Source organism: Herbaspirillum sp. GW822-FHT03A08, from assembly GCF_058801885.1.
Map to the genome: position 1 here is coordinate 23,864 of NZ_JBXANR010000007.1, position 17,476 is coordinate 41,339.

13 protein-coding genes, 2 other RNA genes and 1 riboswitch are annotated in these 17,476 nt (G+C 59.1%); of the genes, 3 read left to right on the top strand and 12 right to left on the bottom strand.

The window, feature by feature from the left end; translation table 11 throughout:
* Window positions 1–132 precede the first annotated feature (132 nt).
* Together ybgC and AC1RN6_RS21085 are read right to left on the bottom strand one after the other, a co-directional pair.
* Window positions 133–591, bottom strand: a complete 459-nt coding sequence (ybgC, locus tag AC1RN6_RS21080; RefSeq protein ID WP_493007405.1) for a tol-pal system-associated acyl-CoA thioesterase — start codon at window positions 589–591, stop codon at window positions 133–135.
* Between the two features lie 46 nt (window positions 592–637).
* A complete protein-coding gene (locus AC1RN6_RS21085; RefSeq protein WP_493007406.1) occupies window positions 638–1,387 on the bottom strand; it encodes an SDR family oxidoreductase in 750 nt (249 codons plus the stop codon).
* Between the two features lie 172 nt (window positions 1,388–1,559).
* Window positions 1,560–1,663, top strand: a riboswitch (ZMP/ZTP riboswitch).
* Window positions 1,664–1,823: 160 nt separating this feature from the next.
* On the opposite strand from AC1RN6_RS21085, the gene glyA reads away from it, so the two are divergent.
* Both glyA and nrdR read left to right on the top strand, forming a co-directional pair.
* Window positions 1,824–3,071: a serine hydroxymethyltransferase gene (gene glyA, locus AC1RN6_RS21090; RefSeq protein ID WP_094564961.1), complete on the top strand. Its 1,248-nt coding sequence runs from the start codon at window positions 1,824–1,826 to the stop codon at window positions 3,069–3,071.
* Between the two features lie 148 nt (window positions 3,072–3,219).
* Complete coding sequence (gene nrdR, locus AC1RN6_RS21095) at window positions 3,220–3,702, top strand: transcriptional regulator NrdR (RefSeq protein ID WP_493007408.1); 483 nt, start codon at window positions 3,220–3,222, stop codon at window positions 3,700–3,702.
* 223 nt (window positions 3,703–3,925) lie between these two features.
* On the opposite strand, the gene ssrS is transcribed toward nrdR, so the two are convergent.
* The 9 genes from ssrS to AC1RN6_RS21140 all read right to left on the bottom strand — a co-directional run bounded on the left by ssrS (window position 3,926) and on the right by AC1RN6_RS21140 (window position 15,558).
* Window positions 3,926–4,104: non-coding RNA, 6S RNA (gene ssrS / locus AC1RN6_RS21100), on the bottom strand.
* 213 nt (window positions 4,105–4,317) lie between these two features.
* Window positions 4,318–4,629 (bottom strand): cell division protein ZapA, encoded by a 312-nt coding sequence (locus tag AC1RN6_RS21105; RefSeq protein WP_050479476.1) that lies wholly within the window; start codon window positions 4,627–4,629, stop codon window positions 4,318–4,320.
* Entirely contained in the window at window positions 4,626–4,859 is a 234-nt protein-coding gene (locus AC1RN6_RS21110; protein ID WP_493007410.1) for a DUF904 domain-containing protein, read from the bottom strand. The genes AC1RN6_RS21105 and AC1RN6_RS21110 overlap by 4 nt, the downstream gene beginning before the upstream one ends.
* A gap of 195 nt (window positions 4,860–5,054) precedes the next feature.
* Window positions 5,055–5,945 carry an alpha-amylase family protein gene (locus AC1RN6_RS21115; RefSeq protein ID WP_493007412.1) on the bottom strand — a complete coding sequence of 297 codons (891 nt, stop codon included), beginning with the start codon at window positions 5,943–5,945 and terminating at the stop codon, window positions 5,055–5,057.
* A 13-nt stretch (window positions 5,946–5,958) separates the two neighbouring features.
* Window positions 5,959–8,334: an NfrA family protein gene (locus AC1RN6_RS21120; protein WP_493007413.1), complete on the bottom strand. Its 2,376-nt coding sequence runs from the start codon at window positions 8,332–8,334 to the stop codon at window positions 5,959–5,961.
* 8 nt (window positions 8,335–8,342) lie between these two features.
* Complete coding sequence (locus AC1RN6_RS21125; RefSeq protein ID WP_493007415.1) at window positions 8,343–10,502, bottom strand: glycosyl transferase family protein; 2,160 nt, start codon at window positions 10,500–10,502, stop codon at window positions 8,343–8,345.
* Between the two features lie 37 nt (window positions 10,503–10,539).
* Window positions 10,540–12,696: a cellulose synthase gene (locus AC1RN6_RS21130; protein ID WP_493007417.1), complete on the bottom strand. Its 2,157-nt coding sequence runs from the start codon at window positions 12,694–12,696 to the stop codon at window positions 10,540–10,542.
* Window positions 12,697–13,081: 385 nt separating this feature from the next.
* Window positions 13,082–14,299 carry a non-hydrolyzing UDP-N-acetylglucosamine 2-epimerase gene (gene wecB, locus AC1RN6_RS21135; RefSeq protein ID WP_493007631.1) on the bottom strand — a complete coding sequence of 406 codons (1,218 nt, stop codon included), beginning with the start codon at window positions 14,297–14,299 and terminating at the stop codon, window positions 13,082–13,084.
* A 326-nt stretch (window positions 14,300–14,625) separates the two neighbouring features.
* The gene (locus tag AC1RN6_RS21140; protein WP_493007418.1) at window positions 14,626–15,558 is read right to left on the bottom strand and encodes a DNA-3-methyladenine glycosylase family protein; all 933 of its coding nucleotides are present in this window, start codon (window positions 15,556–15,558) and stop codon (window positions 14,626–14,628) included.
* Window positions 15,559–15,761: 203 nt separating this feature from the next.
* On the opposite strand from AC1RN6_RS21140, the gene AC1RN6_RS21145 reads away from it, so the two are divergent.
* Window positions 15,762–16,679 carry a lysozyme inhibitor LprI family protein gene (locus AC1RN6_RS21145; protein ID WP_493007420.1) on the top strand — a complete coding sequence of 306 codons (918 nt, stop codon included), beginning with the start codon at window positions 15,762–15,764 and terminating at the stop codon, window positions 16,677–16,679.
* A gap of 385 nt (window positions 16,680–17,064) precedes the next feature.
* On the opposite strand, the gene ssrA is transcribed toward AC1RN6_RS21145, so the two are convergent.
* Window positions 17,065–17,427: a transfer-messenger RNA gene (gene ssrA, locus AC1RN6_RS21150) on the bottom strand.
* Window positions 17,428–17,476 lie beyond the last annotated feature (49 nt).

The window sequence follows — 17,476 nt, forward strand, 5'->3', positions numbered from 1 at the left end:
GATGGTCAATTGTACGTGCAAATTTTTTCAATTCCGTTGAGGCAGGTGTAAAGACGCCGCTGCGGTCATGAGGTGCAGGCTTGACTTGCAAGCTTGATGCGCAAGCCGTGCAGATGTTGAATAGATGGCGAATTATAAATTTTCCTTGAAGCGCGCCAGCATTTCTTCCGGAATGGCCTGAGGCCGGAAGCTCGCCGCGTTGACGCAGACGATGGTGATGCGGCCGCGCGCCAGTAATGTTTGTTCTGTTCCCTGTGGTGTTCCCGAGGTACGCCACGCTTCCTGAACGAAAGCCAGCGAGGCGTTGCGGAACTGTTCGACCACGACGGTCAGTTTCAGTTCATCGTCGAGGCGCGCCGGTGCAAAGTAATCCACCGTGGTGTTTTTGACCACGAAGATCAGACCCGCAGATTCGGCCAGTGCTTGTTGGGAGTAGCCCAGCGCACGCAGCCACTCGGTGCGCGCGCGCTCAAAGAACTTGAGATAGTTGGCGTAAAACACCACGCCGCCGGTGTCGGTGTCTTCGTAGTAGACCCGCACCGGCCAGGCGAAGGCGTCGCTGTTACTGCTACCGACGCTGTTGCTGCTCATATTGTTCTTATTGGTTGATTCGGACATCTGGGGGCGTTTATCAGATTTATTGGGCGCGTTTGATATTCAGCGGTCCAAAACCTTGGCAAGTTGGCATCAGTTCGATGTAGTTGATGTTGACATGCGGCGGCAGGGTGGCGACCCAGAAAGCTGCTTCCGCGATGTCTTCGGCGGTCAGCGGGGTGGTGCCTTCGTAGACCTTGGCGGCCGCGCTGTCGTTGCCCTTGAAACGCACGTTGGAGAATTCGGTGCCGCCGCACAGGCCGGGCGCCAGGTTGGTGGCGCGCACGCCGGTGCCGACCAGATCAGCGCGCAGGTTCAGGGTGAACTGGTCCACGAATGCCTTGGTGGCGCCGTAAACGTTGCCGCCCGGATACGGATAAGCGCCGGCGATCGACCCCAAGTTGATAATCGTGCCGGTGCCGCGCTTGACCATGTTCGGCAGGATGTGATGCGTGACGGTGACCAGACCCTTGACGTTGGTGTCGATCATGGTTTCCCAGTCTTCCAGCGCGACCTGATGGGCAGGCTCCAGGCCCAGCGCGAGGCCGGCGTTATTGATCAGTACGTCGATGTCTTGCCAGCCTTGCGGCAGACTTGCCAGGGCGGATTTAATGGAAGCCTTGTCGGTGACGTCCAGCACCAGTGGCAGCACCTTGTCGCCGAATTCGCCGGCGAGGGCGTCGAGGCGATCCTTGCGACGGCCTGTAGCGATGACCTTGTGACCATTTTGCACGAATTTGCGTGCCATTTCTGCGCCGAAACCAGCTGTTGCACCTGTAATCAAGACGATCATTGTGTTGTTCTCCGTGTTGGTGTCTGGGCAATGCATATCTGCATCTATAACCCGAAATTGTAGCCCAAAGCGGGCCGCGGCGAGAGGTGGCGTGCGTTGCAACATATTCACGCAGGGCGGCAGACGCAAATCTTGCTGAAATTTAAGCCTTCACTTACAATGGGCAGACCATTTCGTCTCACGTAACTGGCGAAAAACCGGGACCTTGTTCCGGTACAAGATGGGTATCCATCGGGAAGCGTGAGATTTCATTAGCCGTGCGCCTGGGCAGCCCTGAATGGAGAACGTACGACTGAGGCTGCCTGCAATTCCCTTTTATTTTTGGCCCTCATTCGATTTGGAAGTCAGTCAAGTCGGCTTCGCCCATTGTGTTTTTGCTTTTTGGGCGCGCCGAACTGATATGCCTTCAGGCGCATCCTCATCCATTGGAGAAATCATGTTTGCAAAGAATCACACCATCGCGAATATCGACCCGGAATTGTGGTCGGTCATCCAGAAAGAAAACGTCCGTCAGCAAGACCACATCGAGCTGATCGCTTCCGAAAACTACACTTCGCCTGCAGTCATGGAAGCCCAGGGCACCCAACTGACCAACAAGTACGCTGAGGGCTATCCGGGCAAGCGTTACTACGGCGGTTGCGAATTCGTCGATATGGCTGAGCAACTGGCCATCGATCGCCTGAAGCAATTGTTCGGCGCCGAAGCCGCCAACGTACAGCCGAACTCCGGTTCGCAAGCAAATCAGGGCGTGTTCTTCGCCATGTTGAAACCAGGCGATACCATCATGGGTATGTCGCTGGCTGAAGGCGGCCACCTGACGCATGGCATGGCATTGAACATGTCCGGCAAGTGGTTCAACGTCGTTTCCTACGGTCTGAACGACAAGGAAGAAATCGACTACGAAGCCATGGAAGCACTGGCGCGTGAAAAGAAGCCGAAGCTGATCATCGCCGGTGCATCCGCTTACGCACTGCGTATCGACTTCGAACGCTTCGCCAAGATCGCCAAGGAAGTCGGCGCTTACTTCATGGTCGACATGGCGCACTACGCCGGTCTGATCGCTGCAGGCGTATATCCGAACCCTGTGCCGTTTGCTGACTTCGTCACATCGACCACGCACAAGTCGCTGCGCGGTCCGCGCGGTGGCGTGATCCTGATGAAGGCCGAGCACGAAAAGGCCATCAACTCGGCAATCTTCCCAGGCATCCAGGGCGGTCCGCTGATGCATGTCATCGCCGGCAAGGCAGTGGCATTCAAGGAAGCGCTGTCGCCGGAATTCAAGGCGTATCAACAGCAAGTCGTGAAGAACGCCGATGTGCTGGCCAAGACGCTGATCAAGCGCGGTCTGCGCATCGTCTCCGGTCGTACCGAGTCGCACGTGATGCTGGTGGATCTGCGTCCGAAGAATCTGACCGGCAAGGAAGCCGAAGCGATCCTGGGTTCGGCTCACATGACGTGCAACAAGAACGGCATTCCTAACGATCCGGAGAAGCCATTTGTGACTTCCGGTATCCGTCTGGGCAGCCCGGCGATGACCACACGCGGTTTCAAGGAAGCGGAAGCGGAAAAGGTCGCTAACCTGATCGCCGACGTGCTCGACAACCCGCATGACGCCGCAACCATCGAGCGCGTGAAGGCTGAAGTCAAGAAGTTGACTGACGCGTTCCCGGTTTATGCTGCGTAATCAGGCGCAAGTCTAGTCAGTAGCGATTCAGTAAAGTTGTTGTTTCATCCTGCGGCCTTCATCTTCTTTGCATCAACGAAGATGAAGGCCGCAGGCGCAGTAAGATGGTCTCCGGTATTAACCCAGCAGTCAGCTTCTACTCGCCTCTATGAAATGTCCCTTCTGCAATCATGACGACACGCCCGTGTTGGATACGCGACTCTCGGAAGAGGGCGACGCGATTCGCCGCCGCCGCCGTTGCGCCAATTGCGACAAGCGGTTCACGACTTATGAGCGCATTGAGCTGACCATGCCTGTCATCGTCAAGAAGAACGGCAGCCGCAGCGAGTTCGATCCGTCCAAACTGCGCGCCAGTCTGATGCTTGCCCTGCGCAAGCGCCCGGTGTCGGCCGAAGCGGTCGATGGTGCGATTCAGAGCATTCAGGAAAAGCTGTTGTCCAGCGGCGCGCGCGAAGTCGTGTCGGGACAGGTTGGCGAATTGGTCATGCGCGAATTGAAGCGCCTCGACAAGATTGCCTACATTCGCTTTGCCTCGGTCTACAAGAGCTTTGAAGACGTCACCGAGTTTCAGGATGCGATTGCCGAAGTGGGGCATGAGCGTAAAGCTGCGGCCAAGAAGCGCAGCGACTGATCGCTATCTATCGCTGCATGGCACCAGATCCTCGCGCCTGTTCATGCGCGTCTTTGCCATCTCTCCGCACACTCCTTCGTTGTAATCAGCAAGCAATGCGAACGCCGCACGAGGTCGATGACAGGATCTCGGCTGCCGGTGCAGCAGCGAATTCTACAAAGCCTTCACAAAGCGTTTTTGCATAAAAAAATCGACCGTATTTCTACAGTCGATTTTTTCTGAATCTAGTCCCGCCTGTGCCGCTATGCTGGCATCCTGAACCAAGCGGTTCAAGTTGGCTGCAGTTAGTTTAATTTCGGGTTCATCGGACTAGCGACGCTCACGCCCACCAAACAAAATCCCACAGCCTGTGCACATAAATGGTTCAAGGAATATAAGCATTCGCGAACACGGCAGGAGACTTAAGTCTACTCTATTCGCGATTCTTGTCAAAGTGTTTGCGTAAAAATATCGGGTATTTGCGCAGAGCGATGTGACGAAAAATTATTCATGCACATGCATTGACATCGAGGAGCAAAAAGCGCACGCACGCGACGTACGAAATGAGTTTCTCACAGGTCAAGAATTGAAAATGGCGTGCAGGAAAATACGTTAAAAAATATGCTCGGAAAGAACTCAGAACAAATTTTCCTGCGGCGCCAATGCTTCATCCAGCACCGTATGCATGGCAGCGATGCTTTGCTTCCATTCTGCAACCGTCAGGCCGGCAAAAGGACCGTCGCCCGGTTGGGTCGACAGCAATTCTGCGGCAATGCCGAGCGCGGCCATGACCGCGATGCGATCATTGCCCTTGATCTTGCCGGAGTCGCGGATGACGCACATCTTTTCATCCAGGTAAGCAACGGCTTGCTGCAACGTTGCCTCTTCACCTTCCTTGCATGCCAGCGTGTAGGAGTGGCCCATGATTGTCACGTTGAGCTGAATCATGCTGTCTCCTCTTCATTGATCGCTGGTGTCGTCGGCGCCGCAACTGGCAATTTTTCCAGCAAGGCTTCAACGCGCTGATGCGCTTCTTCCATGCGCCGCGCCAATTCCGCATTCTCAGTTGTCAGGGCGGAGACGTTAAGACGCAGTTCGGCGTTTTCGCGGCGCAATGACTGAGTCAGAGCGGCAAGTTGCGCGACTTTCTCGGAGAGTTGGTGAAATTCGGAGCTCATGGCCTAAGGTGTAGTGCAAAAGATGTGCGCCATTATATTCTGTTGGCGGCGTCGGGCGCGACAAATAGCGTGTCGGTTGCAGACGGTTACAGAATTTTTTCCGTGATTATCTTCGCGGCTATCGCTGATATTGGAGAAAGCATTCTGGAATCTTGAAGAGACAGGCGTCACAATATTGCCAGAAAAATAACTTCATCAGCGTCTGCGCAATTGCTCCACCAAAGCATCCGGCAAATAATGCGGCCCATCGAAAGCCCATACCCGATAGCCTTTATAGATCGCCAGTTGCGGACGGATTTCTTCGGCCGTGGCGCTGCGAAAGCCGCCACCCGGCATCGGCCGGAACATCTCGGCGATGATGCGCACGCGCGCGTGTCCGAGTCGCTGCGACAGCACGTCGGCATAATGGCGCGCGATGCGGGGCTCGCGCGCATAGACGCCGACGCCGTCCTGAAAGAACACGCCGACATCCGCCGGCAGCCATTTCAACAACCCGGCAGCCAGTGCATCCGGCCCGACGTTGGCGCTGTCATACACGCTGATCCAAAGCGGGCGCGGCAAGCGATTCAACAAGGCCGCAAGTCGCGGTGCATCGCTCCAGGTCGGATCGATTTCAACCGGGAAGAACCAGCCTGTCACATGCAGCGGCGTCGGCAATGCCGCCAATGCGGCAGAGTCGGCCGCAAGCTTGTCGATATCGGCACGTGCCGCCTTCTCGTCAAAACGGCCGGCCAGACCGAGGATGACGTTGTGCGCCCATGGTTCTGTCGCGATACGGTCCCAGTCAGGCAGGGCGCCGACGGGCGGCAACGTGCTTCCCGGCACGAAAGACATGCCGTCGACTGCCGACCATTGCACCAGCAATTCCGACGCGCCGAGCTGGTCCCATTTTCCGTGTGGGTTGATGGTGGCGTTGTCCGGTTGCCAGACCACGCCGTCGATATGCGACGGCTCCTGCGAGGAGCTGTCTTGTGCAAGGTCGCAACCGGCGCACGCGGCCAGCACCGCTGACGCCAGGATCGCCAGCGTCTTGCTGCGCAATGCAGTGAATGCATGTGTGCCGATATCGACTGTGCGTGAGTTCACCCTATCTCCGTCGTCAATAAGAAAGCGTAGTCGTCATGAAGAAGCCGCGCGCGCGTTCGTCGCCGGTTATCTTCAGTCGATACTGCAAGGACAACTCAATATACGAGCGTGGTGCGTGATAGGTATCCTCGCGAAACCAGTATCGCAGATTGACGCCCGGTCCTACGCCCATGGCGCTGCGCCGGCTGTTCAGCGAGTTGTAGTCTGTATTGAGCGTCACATGCGGAAACACCACCAGCCGCGGATCGATTGCATCCAGCCGTACGCTGCGGCCGGTCTGCACCGACGCCAGGCCATAAGTTTGCGGATGCTGAATATACCGTCCGGCTTCGGCATACCACTGCGTGGTCCACCACGATGGCCTATCGACGCGCAAGTCGGTGCCGAGGCCATCCGAATACGCCAGCTGCGCCAGCCAGTCGCTGCTGGCCTGCGAGCCAAGGGGGATCAGACGCCCGACGGACATCACGATATTTTGCGATGACCAGGGTTTCCAGCGCGCGCCCACCGTTGCCTGCGCCGTCTGCGTACCGGTGGCGCCGCCGCTGCGATCCTGCAAGGTCTGGAACACGCGGCCGAACACTTCGATGGTGCTGCCGTCGCGATAGCCGAACGGCCGCCAGTAAGCTTCCGTACCCGCTTGCAAGCTGCTGCTGCCGCGCGAGGCGCCGGGTTGCCCTCCGGCACCTGCACCTGCAGCGCTCGGGCCGCCGCCGCTGCGCGTGAGTGAAGCGATGAGGCCGAATTCACGATCCGTCGTTGCCAGTGCGCGCCGGGTATCGAACTGCTGTTGCGGGGTCTTGTCGATGCGTCCCGCATTGGCGGCGTCGACGCTTCGTCTGAACCACGTGCCGGCGCTGCGGTCGTCGCCGGCATGGCTGGCGCTGTAGGCGGCATCTTCCAGCGCCGTATCCGGCAATGCGCCGCGACGATCGGCTTGCTCGAACGCCTGTGCCGCGTCCTCGTTGTCGCCGACGCGTGCGGCAAGGTAGGCCAGTTCCAGATAGCTCATCGCAGCCAGCGCGCCATTGCGCTGTGCGTCCTCAAATCGTTTGCGCGCCTGCGTTGGCTGATCAGTGCGCATCAGCAGATCGATTTCGGTCGCCGGAGGCAAGCCGCCTTGCGCCAGTGCCTGTACAAAATCGTTGCGCGCGTCGGCGCTGCGACCGAGCTGGCCGCGGATCAGTCCGCGCTGCGCGAGCACGGCAGCATCCGGGTTCCTGGTCAATGCAGACGATGCCGCTTGTTCCGCATCCTGCAGGCGGCCGGCGGCAAGCAAGGCGCTGAGCAGGAGCTGGTCGTAGTCGGGATTGTCGGGTGACAAACGGACGGCGGTCTGCGCTTGCCGGACGGCATCGTTGTTGCGTTTTTCATCGAGCGCCTCATAGGCCAGCGTCGCCGCTTCATAACCACGGTCGCGCGGCAACCGGCCGGGGACGACCAGGCAAGATGCCGGATCGGTGCAATCCAACGCAGGCACAGGAAAATGGCGGGCGTCAATGCGATTGTCTTGTGCGGCAGCAGCGATGGTCTGAATCGACGGCAAGTCCTTCGGCGTTGCAATAGCGCGTGCTTGCGCAAAGTCGCTGGCAGCCTCATCGATTTTCCCGAGACGGCGTTGCGCATAGGCGCGCAGCACCAGCGCATCGCTGCGAGTCCGGTTTTGTGCGAAAGCGGAAGAGGCCGCGTCGACCGCATCATTCCAGCGTTCGTTGTGCAGCAAGGCAATCGCCAGCATCAGGCGGTACGAATGATTGTCCGGCGTGTAGTTGACGGCCTCTTGCGCCGCTTCCAACTCACCTTGCGCATCGTTGTTCTGCTGCGCACTGTAGACGCGCGCAGCCTGCAACGCTGCCATCTCCCGGCGTACGTAGTTGCGGCGCGTCGTCAGCGGTTCGGCATCGCCGACTTTGGCGGCGCCTTCTTTCAATACGCGATCGGCTTCATCGTAGTGTTGCTGCGCGATCAGTGCGTTGCCCAGCAGCAGCCAGTAGGCCGGGTTGCCGGGCGACTTCTCCGCTGCCTTGCGCGCCAGCTGTGCCGCTTCCGGATAGTCGCGGCGGGTATAGGCGCGAAACGCCGAGTCGGCATCGTCATAGCCGGCGTCACGCCTTGTACTTGCCATCTCGCGCGTGCGCGCCTGCTCTTGCCGGATTTGGCGAAGCTGTTCGCGCAACGCGGCGACATCGGGACGCAAGCGGATCGCTTCCCGCAGTTGAGCAATGGCGCGCGGATAATCGCCGCGGGCAGAAGCGCGGTAAGCCTCTTGCGCCAGTTCGTAAGCAGGTCCGCTCAAAGGTAGCGGCACGATCGCCATCTGTGCCGAGACGGCGACCGGCGCCAGTAGCAAGGCAAGAGCAGCGGAGTGGAAGCTGAGTCGCATTGTCATTGTTGTTCTCAGGCGGTCTGGCCGCCGGGTTGTTGAAAAAGCCGACGCTGTTCGCGTACCGCCTGTTCGATGGCCTCGCGTGAGATCACCGATTGATCCACCAGATAATCGCCGATGCGACCGTGCCGGTCAGGTCGGTAGCGATGCATAGCAGCATCGAAGACCTCACGCGACAGCAAGCCGCTTGAGATCAGCAAGTCGCCAAGCAGCGGCACGCGCGCTTCCGTACGATTCTTGTCGAAGGCGTTGCGCTGACCGTGCAGCAGGCGCAGGCCGGCGGCGATTTCCGATTCGCGCGCGATCATGGCGAATGGCGGCAGGCCGAGCGCTGCCTCCAGTTCGGTGCGCGCGTCGTCGCTCAAGTCGCTGGCGACAGCCACCCGTGCAATACGGACATCGTTCAATACTTCCTCACCGATGAACAGTGCGCGCAAGCGTGTCGCCACTTCCGACGCCAGCCGGTCGCGGTGCTGTTCCACCAGGTCGCGGGTCAGGCTCACGCGTGGCCGGCGTTCCTGATAGGCCAGCGCTTCGGCCAGCGTTTCTTCATCCAGCCAGCCGTGCGACACCATCACCGTGCCCAAGGGCAGTTGAGTACGCCGCTGTTCTTCCAGCGCGCGGTTGAGGGTGACGTCATCGACCGCCTGCCAGGTCTTGAGCAGATCGCCGAGCCGCTGGCGCGGTCGCACCAGATGACCGTCGCTGGGGAAGTCGTGCATGGTCTTGTCCCACGCCAGAGCCTTGCCGGCAAACAGATACAGCAGGAACAAACGCCATGCGCGCGCCACTGCCATGAAGTTGACGAAGTTCGACACCACCATGCGTGGCAGCGACATCAAGCCATGGCGCCAGCCGTACAGCTGGGAGGTGAAATAAAATCGATGCGCACCGCGATTGATCATCGCCAGCGCATTGAGCAGCAAGACCGTACGCCACCAGCCGTCGCCGGCCAGCAGCGGCGGATAGAAGATATCCCACAGATTGAACGTTGTCGCGACAGAGAACACGATGAACTGCGCCGCCAGCACATATCCCAGCATGCTGACGAAAGCGGTCACGATGCCCTTGCGATCGTGCAGCAGCAGATAGCGTGCCGCCAGCGAGCCGCTCCAGCCGATCTGTTCCCAGCTTTGCAGTCCGATGCCGAGTACCCAGCGGGCTTTTTGCCGGTAGGCCTGGCGAAAGGTGTCGGGAAAATACTCACGCACACTCAGCGGCGTTTCCAGTGTGGTGCTGACACCGTCGCCGTCGGAAAACCATGGTCGCCGGGTCACTGCAAATTGCACCGGGAAGCGCGCAAAAATCGTTTGCATGCCCATGCGTGCCAGACGTGTGCCGACTTCGTAATCTTCGGTCAGGCTGGCGGTGTTGAAAGGCTCGCCGCCGGATTCCGCCAGCAGACCATGCAAGGCCTTGCGCGAGAAGCAGGTGCCGACGCCCGCCGACGGCACGATGCCGGCCACGCTCTCGCGCACCATCATGTCCTTGGCATGGCTCTCGGCGAATTCGTCCATGTAGGTGCCGGCGACCAGCTCGTACCATTCGCGCTCCAGCGAAGCCACCGGCAACTGGATCATGTCCTTGCGCGGCAACAGGTAGTTGAAGAACTTCAGCTCCAGCGGATGGAGCACGTCTTCGCTGTCATGCAGCACGACACCGGCAAAGTGCATATTCATTTCGCGCTCGTGGGCGAAGATGGCCTTGACGATCCAGTTCAGGCAATCGGCCTTGCAGGTCGGCCCGGCATGAGGTACTTCGACGCGGCGCAGCTGCTTGTAGCGTCCGCGCATGCGTTCCACCTCGGCGATGGTCCGGGCGTCATTGACGTAGGTGCCGACGAAGACCTGGTAATGGCGATAGTCGAGCGTCGCCACCATGTCTTCGATCATGTGCGCAATGACGTCGTATTCCAGCCAGGCCGGGACCATGATGGCGATCGGCTGTTCGTCGCGCTCATGCAGCTGCGCCGCTGTCAGCGGGGTGCGGTCGCGCTCGATGGTGAGCTTGCGGTAGAGGCGGCGTCCCCAGTACCACAGGTCGAAGAACAGATCGTCCAGCGCCGAGATCAGGATCAGGATCGCCACCACCGCAGCCGAGATCTCCAGCGCCGCATAGTAATTCGCGGTGAGGAAATCCAGCTGGGCAGTGGCATTGGCAGTCGCAAACATCAGGCGCTCCGGTTGTTCTTGTTATTGACGATCAACATCAGGACGGCGTGCTCTGATCGTGATCGGGCGCATTGTCGGGCGCGTCCCTGGCGGCCTCAAGTTGGGTGATGCGACGTCGGCGCGCGCGGCTGGCGAGAATCAGCAAGCCGATGAACAAGGCAACGATGAACAGCGGCACCACCCACCACAGCATGTCGGCCACCGTCAGCACCGGCGCATCCTGCACCGAATCGCGGCCGCTGGTGTCATCCGTGTCGATCTCCGACAGCAAGCCACTGGTGCCGACCGCAGCGATATTGCCCGTGGAAAGCTGGAAAGGTTTGGCCAGCAAGGGCTGCTGCGCGCCGACACTGCGATAGACGATGCCCTCGTTGCCGGAAATCTTGTTCACTTCCAGCATGCCGAAGCGATTGAGACCGCTGATGTCCAGCAACGGCTTTTGCGAATGGTCGTTGAGCACCAGCGCATTGCCGTTGACGGCGATCATGCTCTTGCCATCCTTGAGCGGTACGTCGAGCGCGAGGAACGGGTGTGCAGGTTCGATCACCTTGCTGTCATCCGCGACGCGCAGTGTCGCCTTGGCGGGCGAGACGCCGGTGCTGGCCGCCAGCATGATGACGTTTTGCAGACTGGCATCGGCATGCGCGAGATAGGCCTTGGGCAGGATCAGTTCGGCGCCGTCCGTAAAGCGGCGCACCATGCTGGTGAAGTTGGCCTCTGCTTTGGCCTTGCTGAGTTTGACGTGACTGGATGCCAGTACGGCAACCGGAAAGGCTTGTGGCGTTTCACGGCAATTGTCGCTGGATGGCTGACGCACGAAAGCGACCTTCAACAGGTTTTGCGCCGCCAATGCATGCGGTGGAATCTTGGCGCTGATGCGTTCGCGCTGGCCGTCGGCGCGCAGATGCTTGGCACCGAGTAAAACGTCATTGAGGAAGATGGAGGCAACCGGCGGCGTGCGTCCGGCACCTGGCGCAGCGGAGATGTCGAGCACCAGTTCGCCCGGAACGCGGCCGTCGCTGGCGACTTCGGCAATATCGAACGAGGCCGTCCAGTCGGCGCGGCTCATCACGTCGAAACTGCCAGGCGCTCCGCCCAGATTTTTAAGGAGGATGAAAGATTCCTCGCTGCGGGGTTTGTGCGCGGCGCGCACGGTCAATGCCGGTGAGCCGCTGATATTTCGCCAGAAGTTGTCGAACAGGCTGGCGAAGTTGGCGCCCGATTGCATGCCGGCCAGGATCACCGGATGTCCGAATGCCGACACCAGTCTGAGTTCTTGCGGGTTCAGTCCATTGGCAGGGAGTGCAGGCTCGATGCGTTGCCGCCATTGCGAGAACGCTTCACCGGCATCCGCAGCGCTGCTGCGGATCTGTTCCTGCAAAGCATTGAGCGCGACGGTGATGGCATTGAGCAGTGCCGGATCGCCGACCACGATGTCGCCGCGCAGCTGGGCGTCGGGGCCGTTCTGGCCCAGCGCCATCAGTGCGCCGATTTCCGCCGGGGTCTTCAATACATGCATGCCGCTGCCGCTCAATGCAGCGAACGCCGGAATCGCGCGCAAGGCGGCGGGCACTGTCAGGCGACCGATATCGATGCTGTCGCCGACTGCAGGCATGGTGGTGATGGTGCTGTGTTTGCCGGCGCGTTCCAACGCCACACCGATGCGCCACGCGGTGTCGTAGGATTGCTGCGTCAGCTGTTTGCCGCTGACCATAATGGCCGTGACTGCCGGCAGTGCGCCCCACGCGGTGCGCAAGTCGGTGATGGCATTGCTGTCATAGCGATAACTGAAACTGGAGTCCGGCGCCACACGCAAGACATTGCCTGGCGTGCGCGGATCGGAGCAGGCGGTTTGTCCTGCCAGCATGGTGGTCCAGTTGATGCCCACTTTGACGAAACCATTGGAGCGTGGCGCACCGTCGATGCCCAAGGTCAGACCGGCGTCACCTTGATCTGCCGTCATGGCGCGCGCGGCGGCAGGATAGGTATCCACCGCCAATACCATGGTGGTGCGTCCGCCGTCGGCACGCAGGTAGCCGGCATTCATCTTCAGTGACGCGTCCGATAGCGGCACGTTGGCAGGAACGGGGAGATAGATTTCGCGGCTGCTGTCGTTCGACGCCAGCACCAGAGGGGTGGTGAAGCCGAGGCTGGAAAGTGTTTCCTTGCGGGTGATCCAGGTGTCGCCGGCCAACTGGCGGAATGTGGATGAAACGGAAGAAGCCTGAGCTGAAACAGGAGCGGCATGCGCTGCCGGCGGAAAGAAAAATGGAGCGCATAACGACATCATCGAGACAGCGCGTAAGGTGTGATAAAGGCGGTGATGAAGGCGATTTTTAGGACTGTTTGTTATCATATTTTCCTGTCTCGAAATAGCGTTGCCGCCGGTCCCGTCTATGTGTTCCGGCGAGACGGTTCCCCACGATGCGACCTGCATTTAGGGAATGGCCTGTCTATATTGTGTAGAGATTCGACCCGGAACTTACCGCTCTGGTCGCGTAAGATCCGTATAAAAAAATCAGACTGCATCAGACTGCATCAGACGGCGAGTACGCTTGCCGCGAATGGATGCGAAGCCGTCAGAAGGTGCGCGCCAGGCTTCCCTGTGCCGATGCTGGCATTGCGATCCGGGAATGAATAACGCGTACGCTGTCGCCGGCCGAGGCTTCCTGGAACTCGGCTGCATGCTGTCCCAGCAGTGTGCTTACGATCCGTGAAGATGCTTTGCCGTCACCGTAAGGGTTATGCCGCCGCGAATAACTTTGCCGCAGGATGTCGTCGTTCATCAGCGTTGACACCGCATGGACGATACGCTCGGTTCGCGTGCCCACCAGCGTCACGGTTCCTGCTGCCACCGCTTCGGGGCGCTCGGTGACATCGCGCATGACCAGCACCGGTTTGCCCAGCGAAGGCGCTTCTTCCTGAACGCCGCCGGAATCGGTGAGGATCACGTCGGCGCGCTGCATCATGCGGACGAATTGCAGATAGTCGAGCGGTTCGATCAGGTGCAGATTCGGTACGCCGGACAGGATCTCCATGACCGGCCGGCGCACGTTGGGATTCAGATGCACCGGATAGACGATCTGCAGATTGTCTCGCCGCGCCAGCATCGCCAATGCCTGGCAGATGTTGCGAAAACCATCGCCGAAATTCTCACGTCGGTGGCCGGTGACCAGCAGCGTTTTTCTGTTCGCGTGTAAGGGCGGCAGTTGCGCATCGATGTCGGAACGCAGAGATGCATCTGCGGCAAGTCGGGCCACCGTGATCTGCAAGGCGTCGATTACGGTATTACCGGTGACAACGATGCGGCCCTGCAATTGTTCTTCGAGCAAGTTGCTGCGCGACTGCTGCGTCGGTGCAAACAACAGGTCGCTGGCAAGATCGATGGTGCGCCGGTTCATTTCTTCCGGCCACGGCTGCTGCATGTCGCGTGTGCGCAGACCCGCTTCCACATGCGCCACTGGAATGCGCCGGTGAAACGCTGCCAGCGCCGCCGTCATAGCGGTCGTGGTGTCGCCGTGCACCAGCACGCGATCAGGTTGCTCGTCGACCAGCAGGCCATCCAGTGCTCCCAGCAGGCGCGCGCTCAAGCCGTTGAGGCTTTGGTCGTGTGCCATGACATCGAGCTTGTGATGGGCCTGGATGTCGAAAAGCGAAAGAACTTGCTGCAGCATCTCGCGATGCTGGCCGGTGACGCAAATACGCGAATCGATGCCGGGCGTTGCCGACAATACCTTGAGCAAGGGCGCCATCTTGATCGCTTCGGGACGAGTGCCGAAGATCGACAATATTTTTATGCGGGCGTGTCTGATGATTCCCTCCACAGTAATGGCCGATGGTCATCGCGTGGAGTGATTTATTGGAAAAGTCTGGTCGCAGATGATTGTCGGAATGTGCCTGCTGTTATTTGCTAACTACTTGCTAAATCTCAGGGACATACAGAGAACCACAAAGAACCATAAGTTGCCGGAGAGTCACGACGCGATGCCAAACATACAAGGTCGTATGTTTTACAGAAGATGGAGTCGAAAATGTTTGAGGTGGTTCCAGCTTCGCTACTAATGAGTAGCGAAGCTTTGTATCAAATTGTAAAAACAGTGAAGGCCGGACCCGTGGCAAGGAATTAACCGCCGCGCTGTTGCCCTTGCCGGTCGGCGATCTCATTCCACAAATGCATCGCTACATAGGCACGCCAAGGTCGCCACGCTTCAGCGTGGGCACGTTGATGAGCGAGTTTGAGCAAAGCCGGATCTCGGCCTGCAATCGCTTGCATCAGCACCAGATCTGATGCCGGCCATGCATCGGCATCGCGCCATGCACGCATGGCGACGTACTCGACTGTCCATGGTCCGATGCCAGGCAAGTCCAGCAGGGTTTTGCGCCTGTCGGCAAGATCGACGTCGGGCGCATCCACCGGCACGTCGCCGACTGCAACTGCACGCGCAAAACCTTGTAGTGCGGCGACACGTTTTCCCGGCATGCCGATGGCGGTGAGGTCCGCGCTTGCCAGGGCATGCGGTGTGGGAAAACGCCATGAGGTCGCTGCATGCGCATGGTGTTCGATACGTTCTCCGGCGCGTTCCACCAATCGTCCTACGATGGTAGTCGCCGCTTTGACGCTGACCTGCTGGCCGACGATGGTGCGCACGATCAGTTCAAACGCTGACCACGAACCAGGCAAGCGCAGGCCGGGTGCTGCCTTCAACAGCGGCGCCAGCCACGGATCTGCGGCGAGGTGACTGCGAATCGGTTGCGGATCGGCATCCAGGCCGAACATGCGGATGAGCGGCGCAACCAGTTCATCCGCGTGACGGCTGACCTTGCCTTCCAATACTGCGATCAGCGTGTTGTTCTCAGGATGCCGCGAAACCGCCAGCGTGCCGGCATCGCCATTCCACTCGATGGCGCGCAGATAGACGCCGTTCTCCACTGCTTCCACGCCCGCGGTCGAACGTCCGCCAAAAAAGCGCAGCAGCCTTTCCCAGTCAAACGGTGGCTTGAACGGCAGTTTTCGTATTGCGTTGTGCTTTTCTGAAGAGATGTCCGATTCCGGCATGGTTGATGTTGGTGATCTGCGTGAGTGTGAATGCGATAAATCAGTAAAGGAATGGCAGCAATTTGCAACGGCTTGTAACGGACGTAAATGTTACCCGGTATTTGTAAAGAATTCGGCGGGAAAGCCTGCTTCATTTCGATTTTGTCGATCATGTGTCGATGCCATCCTTCGGCTTTCACCATCTCAGACACGCACACGAGATCATGAGCCAGATACAACGCATCCTCGCATCGGCCATTGCGCCGCTTTCATCGGTCGATACCCATCCTCGTATTGCCTTCAGCTCCTCGGATTGGAAGCGGCGATTGCTGCTGGCGAGTTTGCTGGCGAGCGGTGCCGTCACTTCGGCGTTCGGTGCCAGCTTCAACTGCAGCAAAGCCGGTTCTGCGACGGAGATGATCATTTGCGGCGATGCCGAACTTTCCCGTCTCGACGATCAGTTAGGCAAGACATATAAGCAAGCCAAGGCGAAAGCCGCCGATCGCCGCGAGTTCGCCGCACGCTCGGACGGCTTCTGGCGCTGGCGTGAAAAGAACTGCCGGACGCGCGAGTGTCTGGCCGACTGGTATCAGCAGCGGCAGCTTGCACTGGATGCCGAGTTGTCGGGAATATCCGTCGCATCCACCGCGTTGCAATCCTTGCCTGCACAGGTATCCGCTGTGGTTGCGGATAGTCCGGCGCCGGTAGTGACGCCGGAGCAAATGCAAGCGGCATTGGCGCAGGTGCAGAAACTGATTGCAGAACCGGCCCATGGCAATCATCTGTTCCTCGTGTCTGCCGCACCTCAGTCCACACCGGCAGTCCCGCTGCAGCCACATTACGTCAGCACGTCCGATGGCGAATATGTCTACGAAGATTTGAACGAAGCCACAGCCCGCGACGCCAGGCCGCGCGTGATGGTCCGCTATCGCGGCAAAGTGCATGGCGAGTACACGCTGGAAGTACAGAAGAAAGCGGGGAAGGTGCGTTATACCTGCGACAGCGATTGTGCTTATATCAAGCAGCTGATATTGCCGGGGTATGGCTTGCATGATCTTGATATGGTGAAAAATGATCATGCGTCGCTGGCGTCGATCATGATGCGGGATGCGATGAACGGATTGTTGGTGGAGAGTGACTGAAGTGCGAACGAGGAGAGTGTAGCGTTGGTGTCAGAAGGAATCTCCCGCAGTTGGGCTTGCAAGCCCAACTGGCTCGCCCGGCGCGAAGCGATGCTTCGCGCAACCCCGGCCTCGCCCCGCGTCCGGACCGGACGCGAATTCAATTCCCGGAGGCACACCACCAATAAAAAAGGCCACCCAGAGGGTGACCTTTTGTATTGGTGGGGGTTATTTTTAGGTGGGAATCTCCCGCAGTTGGGCTTGCAAGCCCAACTGGCTCGCCCGGCGCGAAGCGATGCTTCGTGCAACCCCGGCCTCGCCCCGCGTCCGTACCGGCCGCGAATTCAATTCCCGGAGGCGCAACACCAATAAAAAAGGCCACCCAGAGGGTGACCTTTTGTATTGGTGGTGGAGCCGGCGGGAATCGAACCCGCGTCCGCAAGCACTCTACAGACAGTTCTACATACTTAGCGCTGCCATTTGATTTAACCCGAACGACGCGGACGCGCACGCTGCGTTAAGGCGAGTCACCTTAGATTTAACCTCGAACCAAGTGACCCGGTTCAAAGCGATTCCTTGTAAATGACTCTACTGCTGTTTTACCAGCCTACCCCAAGGAAGAAGTAGTGTAGAGCAAGCGGGTATTAAGCCGCTTGTGCGTACGAGTTATCGTTTGCAGTTATATCTTGTCTGATTGTATTTACGAGGTAGTCAGGCCTCGGTATGCCCTGCGCTGCTTTGCAACCCACGTCGAAACCAAGTCGGCCCCATGCAGATCTGCATTATAACTCAGTATGGGGGCGGCTTGCCGGGTTATC

Bases quoted from the DNA above. Each gene is read 5' to 3' on its own strand.
- AC1RN6_RS21105 (WP_050479476.1), bottom strand. From the start codon at position 4,629: ATGATTCAGCTCAACGTGACAATCATGGGCCACTCCTACACGCTGGCA.
- AC1RN6_RS21145 (WP_493007420.1), top strand. From the start codon at position 15,762: ATGAGCCAGATACAACGCATCCTCGCATCGGCCATTGCGCCGCTTTCA.
- nrdR (WP_493007408.1), top strand. From the start codon at position 3,220: ATGAAATGTCCCTTCTGCAATCATGACGACACGCCCGTGTTGGATACG.
- AC1RN6_RS21125 (WP_493007415.1), bottom strand. From the start codon at position 10,502: ATGTTTGCGACTGCCAATGCCACTGCCCAGCTGGATTTCCTCACCGCG.
- AC1RN6_RS21085 (WP_493007406.1), bottom strand. From the start codon at position 1,387: ATGATCGTCTTGATTACAGGTGCAACAGCTGGTTTCGGCGCAGAAATG.
- ybgC (WP_493007405.1), bottom strand. From the start codon at position 591: ATGAGCAGCAACAGCGTCGGTAGCAGTAACAGCGACGCCTTCGCCTGG.
- AC1RN6_RS21110 (WP_493007410.1), bottom strand. From the start codon at position 4,859: ATGAGCTCCGAATTTCACCAACTCTCCGAGAAAGTCGCGCAACTTGCC.
- AC1RN6_RS21140 (WP_493007418.1), bottom strand. From the start codon at position 15,558: ATGCCGGAATCGGACATCTCTTCAGAAAAGCACAACGCAATACGAAAA.
- glyA (WP_094564961.1), top strand. From the start codon at position 1,824: ATGTTTGCAAAGAATCACACCATCGCGAATATCGACCCGGAATTGTGG.
- AC1RN6_RS21120 (WP_493007413.1), bottom strand. From the start codon at position 8,334: ATGACAATGCGACTCAGCTTCCACTCCGCTGCTCTTGCCTTGCTACTG.